At 51.5% G+C, this 19,226-nt stretch carries 15 protein-coding genes; 6 read left to right on the top strand and 9 right to left on the bottom strand.

Annotated elements, in window-relative coordinates:
* Positions 1–462: 462 nt before the first annotated feature.
* The gene (locus tag QZP87_RS08920; protein WP_291322570.1) at positions 463–1,287 is read right to left on the bottom strand and encodes a PDZ domain-containing protein; all 825 of its coding nucleotides are present in this window, start codon (positions 1,285–1,287) and stop codon (positions 463–465) included.
* Positions 1,288–1,480: 193 nt separating this feature from the next.
* Here QZP87_RS08920 and QZP87_RS08915 point away from each other — a divergent pair, with 193 nt between their 5' ends.
* Entirely contained in the window at positions 1,481–3,190 is a 1,710-nt protein-coding gene (locus QZP87_RS08915) for a DUF3365 domain-containing protein (protein WP_291322569.1), read from the top strand.
* 459 nt (positions 3,191–3,649) lie between these two features.
* Here QZP87_RS08915 and htpX read toward each other — a convergent pair whose 3' ends face one another.
* Positions 3,650–4,537: a protease HtpX gene (gene htpX / locus QZP87_RS08910; protein ID WP_291322568.1), complete on the bottom strand. Its 888-nt coding sequence runs from the start codon at positions 4,535–4,537 to the stop codon at positions 3,650–3,652.
* Between the two features lie 183 nt (positions 4,538–4,720).
* Here htpX and QZP87_RS08905 point away from each other — a divergent pair, with 183 nt between their 5' ends.
* Both QZP87_RS08905 and QZP87_RS08900 read left to right on the top strand, forming a co-directional pair.
* Positions 4,721–4,948: a hypothetical protein gene (locus tag QZP87_RS08905; protein ID WP_291322567.1), complete on the top strand. Its 228-nt coding sequence runs from the start codon at positions 4,721–4,723 to the stop codon at positions 4,946–4,948.
* Between the two features lie 175 nt (positions 4,949–5,123).
* Positions 5,124–5,690: an HDIG domain-containing metalloprotein gene (locus QZP87_RS08900; protein ID WP_291322566.1), complete on the top strand. Its 567-nt coding sequence runs from the start codon at positions 5,124–5,126 to the stop codon at positions 5,688–5,690.
* On the opposite strand, the gene hemC is transcribed toward QZP87_RS08900, so the two are convergent.
* From hemC to ade, 7 genes are all read right to left on the bottom strand, one after another.
* On the bottom strand, positions 5,678–6,619 hold the full coding sequence (gene hemC / locus QZP87_RS08895; RefSeq protein WP_291322565.1) for a hydroxymethylbilane synthase: 942 nt from the start codon (positions 6,617–6,619) through the stop codon (positions 5,678–5,680). The two genes, QZP87_RS08900 and hemC, sit on opposite strands and share 13 nt — an antisense overlap.
* A 32-nt stretch (positions 6,620–6,651) precedes the next feature.
* Complete coding sequence (locus tag QZP87_RS08890) at positions 6,652–7,038, bottom strand: hotdog domain-containing protein (protein ID WP_291322564.1); 387 nt, start codon at positions 7,036–7,038, stop codon at positions 6,652–6,654.
* Positions 7,039–7,048: 10 nt separating this feature from the next.
* On the bottom strand, positions 7,049–8,095 hold the full coding sequence (locus QZP87_RS08885; protein WP_291322563.1) for a DUF1786 domain-containing protein: 1,047 nt from the start codon (positions 8,093–8,095) through the stop codon (positions 7,049–7,051).
* 96 nt (positions 8,096–8,191) lie between these two features.
* On the bottom strand, positions 8,192–10,798 hold the full coding sequence (gene clpB, locus QZP87_RS08880) for an ATP-dependent chaperone ClpB (protein WP_291322562.1): 2,607 nt from the start codon (positions 10,796–10,798) through the stop codon (positions 8,192–8,194).
* Positions 10,799–10,813: 15 nt separating this feature from the next.
* The gene (locus QZP87_RS08875) at positions 10,814–11,131 is read right to left on the bottom strand and encodes a chaperone modulator CbpM (RefSeq protein ID WP_291322561.1); all 318 of its coding nucleotides are present in this window, start codon (positions 11,129–11,131) and stop codon (positions 10,814–10,816) included.
* 24 nt (positions 11,132–11,155) lie between these two features.
* Positions 11,156–12,145, bottom strand: coding sequence for a J domain-containing protein (locus QZP87_RS08870; protein WP_291322560.1), 990 nt, complete (start codon positions 12,143–12,145; stop codon positions 11,156–11,158).
* Between the two features lie 330 nt (positions 12,146–12,475).
* Positions 12,476–14,182: an adenine deaminase gene (gene ade / locus QZP87_RS08865; RefSeq protein ID WP_363331008.1), complete on the bottom strand. Its 1,707-nt coding sequence runs from the start codon at positions 14,180–14,182 to the stop codon at positions 12,476–12,478.
* Positions 14,183–14,744: 562 nt separating this feature from the next.
* Between ade and QZP87_RS08860 the strand changes: the two genes are divergently transcribed.
* The 3 genes from QZP87_RS08860 to cas6 are packed head-to-tail and all read left to right on the top strand — an operon-like array spanning position 14,745 to position 18,953.
* On the top strand, positions 14,745–17,345 hold the full coding sequence (locus QZP87_RS08860; RefSeq protein ID WP_291322559.1) for an RAMP superfamily CRISPR-associated protein: 2,601 nt from the start codon (positions 14,745–14,747) through the stop codon (positions 17,343–17,345).
* A complete protein-coding gene (locus QZP87_RS08855) occupies positions 17,342–18,073 on the top strand; it encodes a hypothetical protein (RefSeq protein WP_291322558.1) in 732 nt (243 codons plus the stop codon). The genes QZP87_RS08860 and QZP87_RS08855 overlap by 4 nt, the downstream gene beginning before the upstream one ends.
* Entirely contained in the window at positions 18,054–18,953 is a 900-nt protein-coding gene (gene cas6 / locus QZP87_RS08850; protein WP_291322557.1) for a CRISPR system precrRNA processing endoribonuclease RAMP protein Cas6, read from the top strand. The genes QZP87_RS08855 and cas6 overlap by 20 nt, the downstream gene beginning before the upstream one ends.
* Positions 18,954–19,226: the final 273 nt, after the last annotated feature.

Genomic DNA, 19,226 nt, shown 5'->3' with positions numbered 1-19,226 from the left:
TGCCTTTTCCTTGCGGGTTCTTATTCCCGCAAGGAAAAAACATGCTTCTTCAATCTCTTTTATCTGTGTCAATCTGTGTGATCTGTGGGCTAAAAACTCTTTTCTTTATTGGGTTGCGGGCGTAGCCCGCTTTGGATATTAGTTATTAGTTATCAGTTATCAGTTAATTGTTTACTGTTAAAACTACAGCTAAACTGTAATCATTCGGGGGATCCTTGGTGGTGACTAATGGCACAAGGCCAAGGGACTGTTCCCCGCTAAGTAATGAATATGCAGCTACACAAAATTTCGCGTCTGTACTTTGTGTATTTGTGCTGAATAAGTGTCGCGGGGACTGTCCCCCTGGCCGGTACCTGCCCCTGGCTTCCTAAAAAAAGGCTAAAGTGTTACGGTTAAACAAATCCATGTGATTTCCTGCAGAGCAGGGCAACTCCTTTACGCGGGTTGCGGGCAAAGCCCGCCTCAGTCAATCTCCACAATAAAATCCACGTTTTTTCCCTGTCTAATAATATTTATACTGACCAGTGAACTCTGTGCCAGGCTGGAATAGGCCTGCAAAAGATCCGCCGGATTCCTTATAGGCCTGCCGTCTATTCTTGCAAGAACATCTCCGTTTTTCAGACCCAGTTCATGCAGAAGGGAATCCCGCCTGATATTCGTGATTTCAAATCCCCTGTTTCCTCCTTCTCCCGTATAAGGGTTGAACCGGGCCATTTCAAGCATTGAGTTGGGATTTTCCAGAACTGCCTGGATATTATCTCTGGAAAGGCTGATCTTTTGTGAGGATCCCGTTTCCGGTTCCAGTCTTTGGGGGGAGGCGGCAGGCCTGGCTTTATCTGTATTCTCTGAGCGCATCTGCAGGAGACGTTCATGGCCTGCAATCCGCCAGGATGTAGAACGGGGGCTGATACCGGCAAGTTCCCAGCCCATTTTTGATTCACCGGCGCTGATGATAAAACTCTGACCGTCAATGGAGACAAGCGCCAGAGCATTATCTCCGGTAAATGTACCCAGCAGATCCCAGTCGGACGGATCCGGCCCGGAATCTTTGACATCAGGCTCATGGCTGGGTATTGCCAGATCAAGGATATTTTTCTCAACGATTATACCTTTCCAGAAAGGCGATCCCCGGTCTTCCGAAAAGTAATCAGAAGATGATTCAGTATCCATCTCAGGGTTATGCCGGTACTGTGCAAACCCTGACCAGAGATAGGCTGCGGCCAATCCCAGCAGAACCGGCCATAAAAGGTAGGTCTTGTTTAAAAGAAACCGGGACAGATTGGGCATTTTGTATACGCTGAAACCTTGAAGTGCAACCCTTGAAAAAACCTGGAACTTTAATATAGTATCTGTTCAGCGCTTTTAAGAGGAAGCCCTGCGACATGCAAAACGCGCTGAACATATACCTTGATTAAATTTGCCTTTTTTGAAGGTATAAGTCAAGCTGCAACTGCTGATGTCAACCCCGGAGTACTTTGATATGGCTCAAGCATATAATAATCATGAGCAGGACCGCCAGGCCCGGCGGAACTCAAGCGCAACCTCCTTGAATCCCACTTCCTGGAACCTGCAGAACAAGTTCCTGATGGGCATGGCTGCGATAATGTTGATCTGCTGCCTGGTGTCGGCCTTTGTCATCTACTTTCATCAGAAACGCGAACTTGAATCCAGAGCTCTGGCCAGCTCAGAACTGGTCATGGGGGGGATCGAAGCCAGCAGGCGATACGTTAGTGAAGAACTGCGTCCAAAGATGTATGAACTTATGGGAGAAGATCACTTTGTACGCGAAGCCATGTCAACATCCTATGTGGGCCGGTCTGTTATGGAGCGTTTTGCTCCAGAACTTCCAGGTATCCGCTACCGCAGGGTGGCTGTTAATGCCCGCAACCCCGATTATGAAGCCAGCATTATTGAACAGGACATGATCCGCTATTTCCAGGATAACAGGGACAAGCAGGAATGGCAGGGTATAATGGATCATGACGGATATGCACATTTCCATCGTTTCAAGCCCGTGGTTTTTCACCAGGAATGTCTGCACTGCCATGGACGGGCGGAAGACGCGCCGGCAGAACTTATAAAAATGTACGGCTCAGAGCGTGGATTCGGCCGCAGCCAGGGCGAGATCGCCGGCGTAGTATCTGTGGACATGCCGGTGCATGAAGCCCTTTCCCAGGTCAAAGAAAGAGCCGTTTCCGTGTTCGTGGTAGTCTTTGTGGCTTTGTCCCTTATCTTTGCAGCTATGGGTGTTTTGTTCAACCGTTTAGTGGTTACCAGCCTGCGCAGCCTGTTAAAGGACTTTCAGGAGTCTTCAGGAACCTCTACCGGTGAACACACCCGGGATGAACTGGGCAGGCTTGGGGCCGGCTTTGATACCGTCATGCAGGAGCTGCACTCATCCAGGGCCAAGCTGCAGAACTGGAGTCGCACTCTGGAAGAAGAAATCGCCCGGACCAGGCAGGAACTGGAGTCCGCCCAGGCACAACTGGTGCACAGTGAAAAAATGGCTGCCCTGGGACGTATGACCGCCAATATAACTCACGCCATCCGCAACCCCCTGACCGCCATGGGCGGATTTGCCAGACGTCTGGAAAGCGTGGCCCAGAACGACAGGGAACGTAAGTACGCAGGTATTATCCTCAAAGAGATGCGCCGCCTGGAAGAAATACTAAACGATATTGTAGTGTTTTCCCAGGACCGGTGCTGCAGGGATTTTCAACCTCACCTTCTGCAGGACGTCATCCGGGAAATGCTGGAAAAATACCGGGAGCAGTTCCAGGAACAGGGAATCAAAACCTGGCTTGATGTTCCCAATGATCTGCCTCAAATCAACATGGACAGGGAAAAAGTGCTGCTGCTCCTTGAAAACCTGCTGCGCAATTCCATGCACGCCCTGCCCGGTGGGGGAGAGGTCCAAATCGCTGCAGGCAGCCTCACTGGAGAAAATGGTCAGAAACTGGTCAGAATGAGCCTGTCTGATACCGGGCCCGGCCTGCCGGAGCATGTCCTGGCAGTGTTATTTGAGCCGTTTACCACTACCAAGGACCATTCCCTGGGCACAGGGCTGGGACTGCCCCTGTGCAAAAAAATTATGGAAGAGCATGGCGGCTGGATAAAAGGTGAAAACCTGCCCGGGAAGGGAGCCGTGTTTTATCTTTATTTTCCTGTAACTCCGCCGGAACAGGCTTGAGCCCGCAAGCAGTTGCTCCAGGAAAAAAAGCCCCCGGATGTTCTGTCCATCCGGGGGTCCGTGGAATCTGGATGCCTCTTAACACTACAGCGAAACTTATAAAACTTTTCAACCTGTCTAAATTGGGGACAGGCACTTTTGCCGGTTGCTAATCTGCAAATGTTTCAAAAATTCGGCGGCAAAAGAGCCAGTCCCCGGAGGTCAATAAATAAGTTTCGCTGTAGTGTTAATCTGAAGCGGGCTATGCCCGCAACCCAAGATAAAGAAGTGCTCTTATCCCAATTGGGACAGTCCCGCACTTATTTTATCTGATGAATTATTTTGAGCTGATGGATTTGGAAAAAAAAGTGCGGGACAGTCCCATTACCAGGCGCTGAAACCTCGTCTCTGTTCGAACTTTTTCATGTTTTTGGGACAGGGTCTCAGAGTAAGTCACTGAACGGTAACGAAAGCCTGGATCTATTGGGGACTGGATTGTTTCAGAGCCTGGATCCTGTCCTCAAGGGGCGGGTGACTCATGAAGAGCATTTTCCAGCCGTGGTTTTTTTTGCCGTTGATGCCGAAGGAAGCCATCTGGTCAGGAAGGGGCTCTTCCACGCCCTTCTTGAGCTTTTCCAGGGCCGAGATCATTTTGCCTGTTCCGGCCAGTTGGGCGCCGCCGGCATCAGCCCTGAATTCGCGCTGCCTGCTGAACCACATGACAATGGTGCTGGCCAGGATACCAAAAACAATCTGGGCGATTATGGTGGTCACAAAGAACCCGATACCGTGGCCCTCTTCGTTCTTCAGGATCACCCGGTCCACAAAGTGCCCCACGATCCTGGACAGAAATATCACAAATGTGTTTACCACTCCCTGGATCAGGGTCAGGGTTATCATATCTCCGTTGGCTACATGGCTTATCTCATGCCCCAGGACAGCTTCCACCTCGTCCTGGTTCATATTCCTCAAAAGACCAGTACTCACCGCCACAAGGGCTGCATCCCTTTTCATGCCGGTGGCAAAGGCGTTTGGAGCCTGAGAATCGAAAATGGCCACTTCGGGCATGCCGATACCGGCCCTGGAGGCCTGACGTCTGACAGTCTGCAGCAGCCAGTTTTCAACTTCGTTGTTGGGCCTGTCAATAACCTTGGCCCCTGTAAGACGTTTGGCCATCCACTTGGATATCACCAGGGATATGAACGATCCCCCAAAACCCAGTATGGCGGCGAAAATCAGCAGATGGGTCAGGTTCAACCCGGTCCCGGTTTCATCCAGGTAGTTATTCACCCCCAGGATGGAGGTGACAATCAGCAGGACCACCAGAATAGCTATATTGGTTGCAATAAACAAAACGACTCTTTTCATATCTTTACAGTCCTCCATGCTATAAAAAAAATATTATTTACAATACCTTCCTTACCGATATTCAATCACTGGACAGTCAAAAGTTCCTCTCGTCATGCCGGACTCGATCCGGCATCCAGTCTCCTATCCTATTGAAAAGACACTGGATTCCGGCTTTCGCCGGAATGACGAATAGGCAAACTTATGGCAAATAAAATCAAATGGTTAAAAGAACTTTTGACTGTCAAGTTAATCAGATTATCTTCGAAATCCAATGAATTGTCAACTTCACCTGAAGACCTGAATCCGGGAAAACAGGTTCTGGAAGGACATAAGTCAAAATGGATAAACATCACGGATTCAGGTGAAGACGTCTGCAGCCTCAAAACCAGCTTTACACAGCTGTCTGAAGCAGGTATGGTTATGGTTTGAAGCTGGCGGAAACGCCTTGAACTGGTAGTTGCTGGACCGTCCCATTTTTGTCAGTGGGACTGTCCCAAGTGGGATAAGAACACTGCTTTATATTGGATTGCGGGCAAAGCCCGCTTTAGTTAATCTTTTTAAACCCGGGGTCAACACCCTGAAGACCAAGGTGAATTGAATAGAAATGCTGAACAGAGAAAAAGCCCTGGCAATGGTCAGGGAAAAGGTGCAGGAAGACAACCTGGTCAAGCACAGCCTGGCCACGGAAGCGGTCATGCGCAGCCTGGCCCAAAGACTTGACCAGGACGTGGAGACCTGGGGTCTGACCGGACTTCTACACGACCTGGACTATACCCTGACCCAGGATGACTACTCAAGACACGGTCTTGAAAGCGCGCAAATGCTCCAGGATCAATTACCTCCGGAAGCCGTACGGGCCATACAGGCTCACGCCTCGGAGCTGAACCATGCCCCGGGACCTTCCACCACCCTGGACTTTGCCCTGCGCTGTGCAGAAACGGTCACCGGCCTGGTTATGGCAGCCGCACTGGTTCGTCCGGAAAAGATGTCCGGCATGAAAGCCAAGAGCCTCAAGAAAAAGATGAAGGATAAGGCCTTTGCCGCCTCGGTCAACAGGGGTATCATCGCAGAGCATGAAAAGCTGGGTCTGGATCAAAGTGAATTTCTGACGCTTTCCATCGAAGCCATGCAGGAAATCGCCCCGGAACTGGGACTGGGTCAATCCTCCTGATTATCCCGGCAGGCATACAGTTCCGCCAGGATTTCGCGTCCTCCGGCTTCCAGGACCTGCCCGGCCATATCTACTCCCAGGCTATGGGCGTCCTTGGGCTTGCCTGAAACACTCTTGCGGATCATCCTTTCGCCCTTGAGGTCACAGACAAGGCCGGTGGCCTGGAGGTGATTGTTCTCATGTATGCAGCAGCAGGCTATGGGCACCTGGCAGCCTCCTTCCAGTTCCGCCAGAAAGGCCCGTTCACATTCCACGCAGCACCTGGTGCTGAAATCATCCAAAAATCCCAGGAGTTCATCAAGTTCCACGCGGTCCTGAATGTATTCTATCCCAAGGGCTCCCTGCCCCACTGCCGGCAGAAAATATGGCGGGGACAGTTCAGTAAAGTACTCGGCCTGCATGTTCAGCCTGCTCATGCCGGCAGCTGCGACTATGATGGCGTCATAAAGTCCGTCGGATAATTTTTTGAGCCTGGTATCCAGGTTGCCGCGCAGCATAAGGATTTCCAGGTCCGGCCTCATGTGAAGTATCTGGGCCTGGCGTCTCAGGCTGGATGTTCCCACGGTGGCCCCGGTGGGCAGTGAGCTAACGTCCGGATATCTGTTGGACAGCAAAACATCGAACCTGGACTCCCTGGCAGGAATGATTCCAAGTTTGAGCCCCTCCGGAAGCTGCGCCGGCATATCCTTCATGCTGTGCACCGCTATGTCGGCCCGCCCGTCCATGAGGGCCTCCTCTATCTCCTTGACGAAAAGACCCTTGCCCCCGACCTTGGCCAGGGGGACATCCAGGATTTTATCCCCGGTGGTTTTTACCTTCAAAAGCTCCACTTCCAGTCCGGAGTATCGCTCCCTCAGGCGCGAGGCTATGTGATTCGCCTGCCACAGGGCCAGTTTGCTGCCCCGGGTGGCGATGACAACTTTATTCATTATAGTACCGCCCGTGAATTACAGATTGCTGATCATGCCTCAGACCAGGCCGTTATTTCGCTTCTGGGGGGGAGCGGGGTCTTGTGTCCCAGGGAATCAACCCGCACAAAAGTGATTTTGTTGGCAAAAACCTTTACTTCCCGCTCGCCGCCGGGCCTGTCGGAATAGACATTGACGTCATAGGTCACCGAGGACGTGCCCTGAGTGCAGAACTCAATATTAAATCGCAGGATGGACCCGTTGGGGACCTGCTCAGTGAAGCGTATCTCGTTCATGGCAATGGTCACCAGCTTGCACCCGCGGTATTCCTTGCTGGCGGCCAGCCAGGCAAACTCGTCCACCCATTTGAGCATAACCCCGCCGAATAAAAAACCATGATGGTTCAGGTGCTCCGGCCTGACAAGGGTATAATTGTTCATTCTTCTGTCCTCAAGCGTTAAATTTCCGGCCGTTTAACAAGGCTGCCCCCTTGAGCATGCCGAAACAGCCGGCCAGCATCATATCCCCCCCGGGGCACAGGAAGTGCGCCTGGAACCCTTCCAGAATCCTGCGCCTGGGCCCCAGCAGGAAAACCGGACCGAACGCCCTGCCCCCGGCCTCGTCCAGCACCCGGCAGCCATGCCCCCGGTCCTCAAAGACCTCTTCATTGCTCAGCCTTCCGGCCCGGAAACTCTCAAGCTGCGCCCACAGCTTTTCCCCGTCCAGCATACCGGTATGGTGCTCGTAAATCCCCATGACCCGGCCCCTGTAAACCAGAAATGCTATGGTATGACTGTTGCCGGCGTTGACCACGCAGATTCCCTGCTGCTCTGCCAGTTCCTCCACCTCGGGCACGAAGAGGGCCCCAAAAAGGGCCGCAGCACCAGTATCGCAAACCAGCCCACCGCCCATGCACTGTTTCAGGCTTATAAGCCTGGTCATTTCTTCCGGAGGTACGTCAAAAATTAGTTTTTTAAGATCCCCCTGTTCCCGGCTCAAGAACTTCCTCCAGATCTCGAAGCGCCCCAGGCGATTGCTGCCGCCGGGATGAAAACCATGATCCTGAGCGCCGGCCAGAATCATCTCCGGGTAGTCCAGCCCGGCCTGGGCCAGGTATGACTGCCAGAATCCTGGATCATAATCCGAGAGAAAAACCGGCGCATAACCCTGGGGACAGTTTTGACTGATTTCAATGCCCATGGCCCGGACATTGTCCAGGGAATCAGACATGGCATAGGCGGCCTCAGGGTGTACAGCAGCCTGCAGACCGGTCTGCAGGTGCTTCATGAGAACCCGGGCGAACCCCCCGCCCATGTTGTACCCGTAGAGATAAACCTTTTTCCCGGCTGCTGCCAGCTTTTGTATTCTCTGACCCACCATAACGGCAGGTGAAGGCAGGATGAACTTGGGACAGTTCTCCAGTTCCCGCTCCGGGAGATAATAAAGCACGTCCTGGGTACCGCTGCCTATGTCCAGGCAGAGGGCAGGCTGGTCCATAAAAAATCACCCCCGTGGAAAATTACGAAAAAAACATGAAGGGCACAAAAAAGGCAGGTCTTTACCTGCCTTTTTTGTGCCCGGTTTGTCTAGTATTTATTGCGCCTTTATGCTCAGCTGATCGTTTTCCAGGTCGATGGTGACAACCTGGCCGTCCAGGAGCCTGCCTGCAATTATTTCCTTGGCCAGGGGGGTCTCCAGGTTCTGCTGCAGGTATCTGCGCAGGGGCCTGGCCCCGTAGACCGGGTCGTAAGCCTCCCTGGCGATGAAATGCCTGGCTGTATCGTTCAGCTCCAGGCCTATCTTGCGATCCTGGAGGCGATTGCGGACCTGCTGCAGAAGCAGCTCAATAATCTGCTCGATCTCTTCCAGAAGCAGCGGCTTGAACATGACGATCTCATCCAGGCGGTTTAAAAACTCCGGCCTGAAATGACCCTTGACCGTATTCATGACCTGGTCCCGGACATCGTCGCGCAACTGGCCCTCCGGGGTAATACCTTCCAGAAGGTACTGTGATCCCAGGTTGGAGGTCATGATGATGACCGTGTTCTTGAAGTCCACGGTGCGGCCGTGACTGTCGGTAAGCCGGCCGTCGTCCATGATCTGCAGCAGGACGTTGAACACGTCTGCATGGGCCTTTTCCACCTCGTCAAAGAGGATTACGCTGTAAGGCTTGCGCCGCACCGCCTCGGTGAGCTGGCCGCCCTCGTCATACCCCACGTATCCCGGGGGCGCTCCGATCATACGGGCCACGGTGTGCTTTTCCATATACTCGGACATGTCCAGGCGCACCATGTTTTCCACGGTATCAAAGAGGTTCAGGGTCAGAGTCTTGGTCAGCTCGGTCTTGCCCACCCCGGTGGGCCCCAGGAACAGGAAGGAGCCGATGGGCCGGTTGGGATCCTTCAGCCCCGATCTTGCCCGCAGCACGGCATCAGCCACTGCGTCCACGGCCTCGTCCTGGCCGACGACCCGCTCATGCAGGATGTCGGCAAGCTTTAAAAGCTTTTCGCGTTCTCCTTCCAGAAGCCTGGTCACTGGAATGCCGGTCCACTTGGATACTATCTCCGCCACATCGTCAGGGCCCACTTCTTCCTTTAACAGCATCTCCTCGTCACCGTCGCCGCTAATGGCGGATTCCTTCGCTGCAAGCTCCCTTTCAAGCTGGTTCAGCTTGCCGTAGCGCAGTTCCGCCGCCTTGTTCAGGTCGTAGGCCCTTTCTGCGTTTTCAATATCCAGCTTGGTACGCTCAATTTCTTCCTTCAGGGAGCGCAGGGAATTGATGGACTCTTTTTCGCGCTCCCACCTGCTCCTGAGCCGGGCCTGCTCCTCCTTTAGATCCGCAAGCTCCTGCCCCAGCTTTTCCAGTCTTTCTCTGGAGGCCTCGTCCTTCTCCCTTTTCAGAGCCTCCTGCTCGATTTCAAGCTGCATAATCTTGCGGTTTATCTCGTCCAGCTCCGTGGGCAGGGAATCGATTTCACTGCGGATCTTGGCCGCTGACTCGTCAATCAGATCAATGGCCTTGTCCGGCAGAAAACGGTCCGATATATAGCGATGCGACAGGGTGGACGCCGAAACCAGAGAGCCGTCGCTGATACGCACCCCGTGATGTACTTCAAAACGCTCCCTCAATCCGCGCAGGATGGATATGGTATCCTCAACGCTGGGCTCGTCCACCATGACCGGCTGAAAGCGGCGCTCCAGGGCCGGATCTTTTTCGATGTTCTTGCGGTATTCATCGATGGTTGTGGCCCCTATGCAGTGCAGTTCCCCGCGGGCCAGCATGGGTTTTAAGAGGTTGCCGGCGTCCATGGAGCCTTCTCCCTTGCCGGCGCCCACGATGGTGTGGATTTCGTCGATAAAAAGCAGGATGCGGCCCTCGGACTGCTGCACTTCCTTGAGCACGGCCTTGAGGCGCTCTTCGAACTCGCCGCGATACTTGGCCCCGGCTATGAGGGCCCCCATGTCCAGGGCGAATATGGTCTTGTCCTTGAGACCTTCAGGCACGTCCCGGTTCAGTATCCTCTGGGCCAGACCCTCGGCTATGGCCGTCTTGCCCACTCCGGCTTCTCCTATGAGTACCGGGTTGTTCTTGGTCCGCCTGGACAGGATCCTTATGCACCGGCGTATCTCGCTGTCCCGGCCGATAACCGGGTCCAGCTTTCCTTCCTGGGCCTCTTCCACCAGGTCCCGGCCGTATTTTTTCAGGGCATCGTAGGTTTCTTCCGGTGAAGCCGAAGTCACCCTCTGGTTGCCCCTGACTCTGGTCAGGGCCGACAACACCTTGTTCTTGTCGATCCTGTACTCTGTAATCACCTTGCCCGCCCCGGTTGAAGGGGACTCATCCAGGATGGACAAAAGTATGTGCTCCACACTTACATATTCGTCCTGCATGTTTTTGGCCAGATCCTGGGCCTTGAGCAGAAGCGAGTTCAGCCTCTGAGTCACGTATATCTGCCCCGGCTGGCTTCCAGGCCCGCTCACCCGGGGCAGTTTCTCCAGCTGCTTGTCCAGGGAAGTGCTGATGGATGAGGGGTTATACCCGGCCTGCTGCAGAATCCTGGGAACCAGTCCCTGGTCCTGCTCCAGCAGAGATTTAAACAGGTGCTCCACCTCAACCTGCTGGTGCCCCAGGCGCATGGCCACTTCCTGGGCGGCTGATATGGCTTCCTGTGATTTCTGAGTAAATTTATTTATATCCATGACTGTTCCTCCAAATTATATTAATCTTCTGAGTTGCCTGATTTCCTTGTCCTGCTGCTCGATTCTGTCCAGCAGGTCAATAATGAGCACGCCGCCGATGGTCGGCAGCTCAAAATCCCGGCACAGGCGGACCAGTTTCTGAACCCGAAAAACTTCTTTTTCCGGGAAATGATAGCTCTCAGGCGAAGTGCAGATGGACTCCACCCAGCCCATCTCAACGAGTTCACCAAGCATACCTGGACAGACCCCGGTACGCTGCACGAACTGGGACCAGTGTATCAGGTTTGCCCTTATCAAAGTTCCCTGTCTTCGGGTCTGTATAATATTGGACATGCTTTCCTCCGTAAAAAACCTGTTCTAATTCCTGGGGTTGAACCCGGATTGTTTCGAGAGTTGTTGCCACAGGTCTTTTTCTTCTTCCGTGATGTTTTTGGGGACTTTTATCATAATCCTGACCATCTGGTCGCCCTTGACTTCCGGCCGGCCCAGGCCGCGTCCCTTGAGGCGCATCTTCTGGCCGCTGCTGATGCCGGCCGGAATATTCATCTCCACATCGCCGTCCAGGGTGGGTATCCTGACCTTGGCCCCAAGGACGGCTTCCCAGGGTGCCAGAGGAAGATCGTAGACAATATTATTCCCGTCCACTTTAAAATATGGATGCGGGGCTATCCTGATCTTGAGATAAAGATCTCCGGCGGCACCCTGGCCTCGTCCCGGCGCACCCTGTCCTGACAGCCTGATCTTGCTTCCATCCTTGATTCCCTGAGGAACGTTGACGCTCAGTGTCTTGTTCTGCACATGGGGCATTCCGTCGGCGCCCATCACCTGCTCCTGCAGGGTGATGCTCTTTTTGCCGCCCTTGTAAGCCTCTTCCAGGGTAAGCTCCAGAGTGGCCTCTGCGTCCTGTCCCTTGGACGAAAAACCTCTTCCAGAAAAAGGATCACCCCTGAATCCACGGCTGCCGGCACTTCGGAAATCCTGGCTCTGTCCATCGAATCCCCTGAAAATAGACTCAAAAAAATCGCTGAATCCGCCCATGTCGAATCCCCGTGCTGCACCGGGATCCCCGCGGAATTCAAAGTGCATGTTCTCATAACCCGGCGGCGGCTGAAAATTCTGTCCGTGCTGCCAGTCTGGACCCAGGGCATCGTAATGCCTTCTCTTTTCGGGGTCCTTCAGCACTTCATAGGCTTCGTTTACGTCTTTAAAATTGTTTTCAGCCGAAGGATCATCCGGGTTCAAATCGGGATGATATTTTCTGGCCAGTTTTTTATAGGCCTTGGTGATCTCTTCCTGGGAGGCCTTTTTGTCCACACCCAGGATCTTGTAATAGTCCTTGTATTCCATGATCGCTTTCTCCCTTCCAAACCAGTATTTGAACCGCGCCTCTGTAAGTTTCTGACAGAATTCTTTAAGTCGGGAAACATGTTAGTCAAGATTTTGAATATTGCAGTCAAACTCGGGCTGTGTTCGCAACCCCAAAAATTTGCGACTGCAAAAAGTCGTAACAGTTTAGCCATTTGCATGTAGCATGGGGACTTACTCCTGAAACCCTGCCTGCCCTGATAAACAACGCTGAAAGCGTTCCTGCGGAGCAGGGTTTCACTGGGGGTCAGAAAAAACAAGAAAATTTGAACCACAAAGGCGCAAGGGTTAAGAGCCTTGTCCAGGAAAGCTTCATTTTACCCACAAATCCACTGCCTCAAACCTGTTTACATCCACCAGCCCTTTATCTGTAAGCTTAAGTTCTGGAATGACGGGCAGGGCCAGGAATGAAAGGATCATGAAAGGGTTGTCATGGACAAAGCCCATTAAGCGGCAGGCCCTGGAAAGATCATGCATGCTGTCCACAACACCGGCAAGGTGCTGGTCGCTCATAAGACCTGCAATGGGCAGGGCCAGTGCAGCCAGAACCTTGCCGTCCTGCACTGCAAGCAGCCCTCCGCCCATTTTCCGGGCTTCAAAGGCTGCTTTAAGCATATCCTTATCATTGGTTCCGGCAATAATAAGGTTGTGGGAGTCATGGGCCACCGTTGATGCCACCGCCCCCCTGTCAAACCCCAGGCCCTTTACAAAGCCCAGGCCGACATTGCCGGTAGCATTGTGTCTTTCCACCACGGCCAGCTTTACCAGGCCATTTTCAGGGTCGGCTTCGGCCCTGCCTTTTTTGATAGCGGGCCTGAGCAGGGCTGTCCTGGTTATGATCTGACCGGGTATTACTTCGATGGCCCGGACTTTTTCTCCGGATACAGGAACAGCAAAGGAATTATCCGACAACTCATGGAAGTGCATTGAATTTCCCGGGGCCTGACACCTGCCTGCAAAAGAATGCTCTTCAACTCTTTTTCCCTTGAGAAAAACCTGCCTGATGTGAAAACCCTTGAGGTCGTCAACCAGGACCATGTCTGCAAAAAAACCCGGTGCTATAGCCCCGCGGCGTCTGAGACCGAAATACCTGGCCGGATTGATGCTGACCATCTGCACCGCCCGCACCGGATCCAGGCCGAAACTGACAGCCCGTCGCAGGTTGTCATCAAGGTGGCCATGCTCAGCCAGGTCTTCAGGATGCCGGTCATCAGAAACCATGGAAAAGCATGGCCAGTTGCGGTCATTGACCAGAGGCAGCAGCTCTACCAGGTTATGCTGGGAGGTACCCTGCCTGATCATGACGTGCATGCCGTTTTCAAGCTTTTCCCGGGCCTCTTCATACTTGACGCATTCGTGGTCGCTGCCTGCTCCAGCCAGAATGTAAGCGTTCAGGTCTTTGCCGGAAAGACCGGGGGCGTGACCGTCAATAATCATGTTTCCGGCCATATCCAGCTTGTTCAGCACCCCGGCGTCCCCGTATATCACCCCGGGGAAGTTCATCACCTCTCCAAGACCCAAAAACCTGTCAGGATACCTTGCAAGCAGATCCTGCATATTCCCGGCATCCAGTTTTGCACCGGCACTTTCAAGGTGGGTGGCAGGCACACATGACGGCAGCATGAAATAGACGGCCACCGGCAGATCCCTGGTGGCCTCAATGAAATATTCAATCCCCTGAGCTCCCAGAACATTGGTTATCTCATGGGGATCGCAGACCACAGCGGATGTACCCATAAAGGCCACTGTCCCGGCAAATACATGGGGTGCAAGAAGAGTGGACTCAATATGGATATGGGCTTCGATAAATCCAGGACAGAGATAAGCACCCCGGCAGTCAATCACCCTGGCAGCCTGGTATGCTCCAAAGCCTAGAACCATCCCGTCTTTTACTGCAACATCTGCAGGGTGGATGGATCCAGAAAGGGTGTTGACCAGGCTGACGTTGGCGATCAACAGGTCGGCCTCAATTTCTCCCCTGGCCGCCCGAATCATTTCCAGTCTGTTAAAGGAATACAATGCGCTAACCTCTTGATGAATGTTAAAAAGGTATGAATTCCGATGGGTGGTTTTATTTAATCAAGTACCTGTTGGATATGCTGATGTATTCTATTTAAACAAAGCATAAGGCTGGGTCAATAAGGAACAGGCAACTGGGGACAGGAATTAAAATCGGTTCCTGGTTACCTGGTTACCTGTCGTTCCCAGGCTCCAGCCTGGGACCGCTTAGTTCCTGCGGCACCAGCCGCTTCTTAAAAAATGTGGCTGGAGCAACAAAAAAGCGATGTCTCCAGGCTGGAGCGTGGGAACAAGAAAAGATGACATTGTGCTTTCATGGGGACAGGCACCCGTGTTCAACGCGTCCTGCAAGGGTTAACGGATGATGCCCCGAAGGGGCCTCTTTTTCCGTGCAGAGTCGCGGAAAAAGCCTGGTTAATAATTTCAAGGCAATGTAAAAAATAAAGGCAGTCAAGTTGTTACCGGCAAACTCAAAATCCAGAAAGCGATTATATTTTACCGCTGCCTTTATTTGACTTTGAATGCATTACAAGGCAAAAAGCAAAGGCAGGAGGTATACTCTATGAAAAAAACAATCAATGGCAAACTGGTACTGAAAGGACCTTTGTATCGTGGCAACTCCAGGAAAACCATTTTTTCCCGTGGAGATAACAATGAGGTTTTTCTGCCTGGCAGAATCGGCGGGCAGGCAAAAGCCATGATGAGTGCTTTTACCGGCTTCTGGCAGCATCCCAGAAACCCTAGAAATAATAATCTGGGACTTTTTGAAAACTTATGGAGCAGGCTCTTCGGCGAAAAAATGCCTGACTTTATTTCCCATGTCACCTGCACCCTGGACGACTCAGTCTCGGATAAGAATCCACACTTTGATTTACGCATGGGGCTGGCCATTGACCGGGATCGAATGGCTCAGGCCGAAGACCAGAATTTCCGCCTGGAGACCGTATACAAGGGTACTGTATTCGATTTTTCTCTGACCTTTGATGATAACAAAGCAGATAAATTTAAATTTGCCACATTGCTCCAGGAACTTATCCAGGGCAGATTCTGGTTTGGAGCTCAAAAAAGTAAAGGCCTTGGCAAGTGCAGGCTGGAGCTGGATGAACCCTCCCGGGAGTTAATCGAACAATACAAACGTACAGATAGTCCAAAAATAAATTTCAATGCTTATTCCAACTACATCATTATCACCCTGGATTTGATTCCGGACAGCCCGCTTCTTGTTTCCTGGCCCTGGGGCAACCAGGACGACAGTGAAAACCGTGATTCGTGGATAGACAACCTCACAGAAGAAACCCGGCAGCATCAAAACATTATGTCCGAGCTGAATACCGGCAAAGCCCGGGACTTATCTGACATTGAATCCATGCCTGGCGGAAAAAAATTCAAGTATGAACATGAAAGGTTTCCTATCCATCAACTCAAGAAAAACTTTCCCAAGGCTATTCAAAATGACCAGCTGCTTATGGATTTTCTGCACTCCCACCGCAATAAAGTACATGAGGAAATAGACAGAGAAGCCAACCGGGATTTCAGGGAACAGTCAGGGCAGGTTGTAAAAGGCAAGCATTATGACCAGATATTTTACAGAACTCTTACCTGGGATGGTCAAGATTCAACCTGGGAGATAACCATTCCCGGCAATACCATGAAGGGTGCCTTTAGAACCAAGGCTCAGCAGATCCTCAGAACCATAAAGGCTGGAAAAGGCTGCAAAGAGAGTACTCCCACCCACCAGGACAGGTTCTGTGATGACAGACACTGCCCGGTATGTCTTTTATTCGGTCGCCAGGGATCAATAGCCAGGGTCTTTTTTTCAGATGCCTGTCCGGTGTCTGAAGATAAACTCTTAGATGAAAAACACCGTTCCATGGATCAGATTTCCGTTGATCCCAAAACAGGTACTTCCCAGGACAACACCAAGCAAAACGCATTATTTGCATATGGACCCGAGTTTACTTTCAGGTGCGAACTGGTTTTAACCGATGCCGATTTTAAATCCCTGGCCTTTATTATGTATCTTCTTCGGGAATTAAATCTGGGAGCAATTCCCCTGGGCGGCAAAAAGAGTCTCGGCTTCGGTCATGTTCAGGGGCGGATTACTCAGATGGATTTTTTGTGTATGCCGGAGTCAACCCTGGATAAAAACCTCAAGCGCTGGAAGGTGAAAAAAAACGGTACTGAAAACGTGTGGCAGCATTATCAGGTGGATGGAGATAAAATCTGGAAGAACAACAAGTTCATTGAAAACATGGATAAAAGCTTTTCTGACTTAATGGGTGAAATGAAAATTCCAGAAAAGCCTTTCATTACGCCCAAAAAATTCGTCTCCCACCGGCAGTACAGCAAGCTATGCGGCATGCTTACCTGCGAACTGGAAGCCCTGACCCCCACACACGTTCGAGAAAGCGGGGAACCTTCCTTTCAGTCCAGTGAAGCTCTTGGTTATGATTTTTGTTCCATGTCCCCTCCCGGAAATCAACAAAAGCCGCCCGTCGGGCAAAGAGAATATGTCATACCTCCATCTACATTGAAAGGCACCCTCAGGATGATATTCAACCTGCTTTCGCAAAAACCATGCAGCAAATGCAGTCAAATTGACAAACTCTGCGACACCTGTAAGCTTTTTGGATGGGTAGGTGATTCCGCCTTGATGGGCAGGCTGACTTTCAGCCCTGCCGGGTCAGATGAAAAAAACCAGTTTGAATGGCATGGAATAAGCTTCGGCTATAAAGGTGCACAATCTATGCAGGTAAATGATGTACGTATGTTTCCACATACGAACATTATAAACGAAGCTGTCAGCCGGCACGGCCAGGGGGTTGAGCCCTCAGATGTTCAAAAAAACATTTCCCTGAACCGATATGCCAAAACCGGATCTGTGTTCAGCTTCAAGGTGCATTTTACTAATCTGCAGAGAGAAGAACTTCAAAAACTTATCTGGGCTATAGAGCTGGAAAAGGGTCTTGGTCACAAAATCGGCAAGGGCAAGGCCCTTCATTTTGGCAGCTGCAGAATAAATATTCGGGAAGCGCATTTAATCGACTGGAAGAAGAGATTCAGTTCACTCAACAAACTGGGCCTGGCTGACCTGGATATCGCTGAATTCCGCATTGAAGTAGAAAACAATGAGCTGAAAAAAGCTCTGACCCTGCCTCAATGACCAGGTTTCTGGAAGCCCGGACAATTACAGAAGCTGCAGCTTATATCAGCCTGCAAAACCCTGGAGGCCTTTGTAACTGGGGACCTGACAGGCCTTTGTGCATGCATTGCCTGCAGGAAACTGCAACAAACAGCAGATATTGTCCCGTCTGCCAGTCAATACCAGATTACCCGGATGCCGGGGTCAACACCGGGCTGCTGCTCACAGGAAAAGACCTGCAATTATCCGGTGAGCCGGCTCAAAGTATAAGCGACAGTGAAACAGTGGTTTTATTACCTTCTTACAAGGTGGCTGACTTTTTGCTGAACTTCTCGAAACTGCAAGGAGCTGTTGTCTTTCCGGGCACGGGGGACATGTTTTTTTCAGATGCCACGGCCATAGCCAGATATTACTCAGCCGCTGTTACAAAGCCTTTTATCAAGCTTTTTTTCAGCCATTCCCATATGAGAACCCTGTCCCTGGAGGATTATCTCACCCCTGAACTGTTTGAGAGGCTTTGTTCAGTGGCGGTTTTGATTAAGTCTGCCTTTAATCCCGAAGAAAGAATACTGATATCTGGGATTTTACACAAAGACAGCACCAATCAGACCTACGAGTTGAGCCGATTTTACTCCATGTGCAATACCCGGCAGAAAAACCTGCTGGACCGGATCCAGATACAAGATATTGACCCGGTTCGAGGACTGCTGCTTTTTCAGATTACCCGTTATGTTTCCCAACCAGATTGATTTCGCTTTTTACCGCCTGCTGTTTGAGTGTACAGTCAGCGGGCCTTTGCTGTTTTTCACCAGCCGGCGGGGAGAGACCATCAAAGGACTGATAGCCCGGGAAGCAAAAAAAATCTTTCCCTGCCGCCTGAACGACCCATGCGAAACATGCCGGGTCGAAAACTGCGATTATGTCCGTTTTTTCAGGACTGACTTGACCTCTTCTGCATTCAGTTATTGTATCATTCCCCCTCTGAGACCCAGATCGGCATATTATCACGGAGAAAAATTTTATTTCGAGATAAGGCTCCTGGGAGAAAGTGCCCATTTTGATTACGTGCTGAAATATTTAGCACCTGCAGTGGAACAGGGTGGTCTTCTGCAGGGTATTGGCGGCTGGTACAAGGATGCAGAAAGGCATTTTGGACGTTTCAAGCTCAACAGCATTTATTCCTGGCGGGCTGACACCTGGGACCGGATTTTTTCTGGAAGCAAAGGATTTACGGTTAACAGCTCAGCCCCCGTATCATTTCAAGAGTCATATCATACCCAAAACAGGAAGTATCACAGGATCAGCTTTTATACCCCCTGTTGTCTGAAACGGCAAAAACAGGTGCTAAGCGAACCTTCTTTTGATGATATCTTGTATTTTTCGGCAATGCGTCTAAGGTCTGTCTGCGGTGACCAGACGATGCGGCTGGAAGGGGATATTTTTGACAACCCAGGCCCTGTAAGCTCACATTTTTCCCAGGTTTCACAAGCCAAAAACTCCAGGTATATTATTGGAGAGATCAGTGTCGAGGTACCCGAAAAAACTGTGCCTGTGTTAATGGCTGGAAGCCTGTGTCATATAGGCAAGGGAGTATCTCAAGGGTATGGAGGTTTTTTTCTGGCCGGATAACACTACAGCGAAACTTATTTATTGACCTCCGGGGACTGGCTCTTTTGCCGCCGGGATTTTTGAGCAGTTGACAGTTTTCCATTGGCAAAAGTGCCTGTCCCCAATTGAGATACTGTAGTGACAAGGTGAAGGAAGATACCAGGCTTTTTCCGCGACCCTGCGCGGAAAAAGAGGCTCCTGCGGGGCAGCATCCGGTTAACCCTTGCAGGACGCGTTGAGCACGGCTTCCTGCCCGGAGGCTTACAGCCCGGAGGGGGACTGGCTCTCCCGGCA

The sequence above is a fragment of the Desulfonatronospira sp. genome (genome assembly GCA_003563255.1).
Lineage (GTDB): Bacteria > Desulfobacterota > Desulfovibrionia > Desulfovibrionales > Desulfonatronovibrionaceae > Desulfonatronospira.
The sequence above is the reverse complement of the archived record's forward strand: the minus strand, read 5'-3'. Positions and strand labels throughout refer to the sequence as shown.

Bases quoted from the DNA above. Each gene is read 5' to 3' on its own strand.
- QZP87_RS08920 (WP_291322570.1), bottom strand. From the start codon at position 1,287: ATGCCCAATCTGTCCCGGTTTCTTTTAAACAAGACCTACCTTTTATGG.
- QZP87_RS08915 (WP_291322569.1), top strand. From the start codon at position 1,481: ATGGCTCAAGCATATAATAATCATGAGCAGGACCGCCAGGCCCGGCGG.
- htpX (WP_291322568.1), bottom strand. From the start codon at position 4,537: ATGAAAAGAGTCGTTTTGTTTATTGCAACCAATATAGCTATTCTGGTG.
- QZP87_RS08905 (WP_291322567.1), top strand. From the start codon at position 4,721: ATGGCAAATAAAATCAAATGGTTAAAAGAACTTTTGACTGTCAAGTTA.
- QZP87_RS08900 (WP_291322566.1), top strand. From the start codon at position 5,124: ATGCTGAACAGAGAAAAAGCCCTGGCAATGGTCAGGGAAAAGGTGCAG.
- hemC (WP_291322565.1), bottom strand. From the start codon at position 6,619: ATGAATAAAGTTGTCATCGCCACCCGGGGCAGCAAACTGGCCCTGTGG.
- QZP87_RS08890 (WP_291322564.1), bottom strand. From the start codon at position 7,038: ATGAACAATTATACCCTTGTCAGGCCGGAGCACCTGAACCATCATGGT.
- QZP87_RS08885 (WP_291322563.1), bottom strand. From the start codon at position 8,095: ATGGACCAGCCTGCCCTCTGCCTGGACATAGGCAGCGGTACCCAGGAC.
- clpB (WP_291322562.1), bottom strand. From the start codon at position 10,798: ATGGATATAAATAAATTTACTCAGAAATCACAGGAAGCCATATCAGCC.
- QZP87_RS08875 (WP_291322561.1), bottom strand. From the start codon at position 11,131: ATGTCCAATATTATACAGACCCGAAGACAGGGAACTTTGATAAGGGCA.
- QZP87_RS08870 (WP_291322560.1), bottom strand. From the start codon at position 12,145: ATGGAATACAAGGACTATTACAAGATCCTGGGTGTGGACAAAAAGGCC.
- QZP87_RS08860 (WP_291322559.1), top strand. From the start codon at position 14,745: ATGAAAAAAACAATCAATGGCAAACTGGTACTGAAAGGACCTTTGTAT.
- QZP87_RS08855 (WP_291322558.1), top strand. From the start codon at position 17,342: ATGACCAGGTTTCTGGAAGCCCGGACAATTACAGAAGCTGCAGCTTAT.
- cas6 (WP_291322557.1), top strand. From the start codon at position 18,054: ATGTTTCCCAACCAGATTGATTTCGCTTTTTACCGCCTGCTGTTTGAG.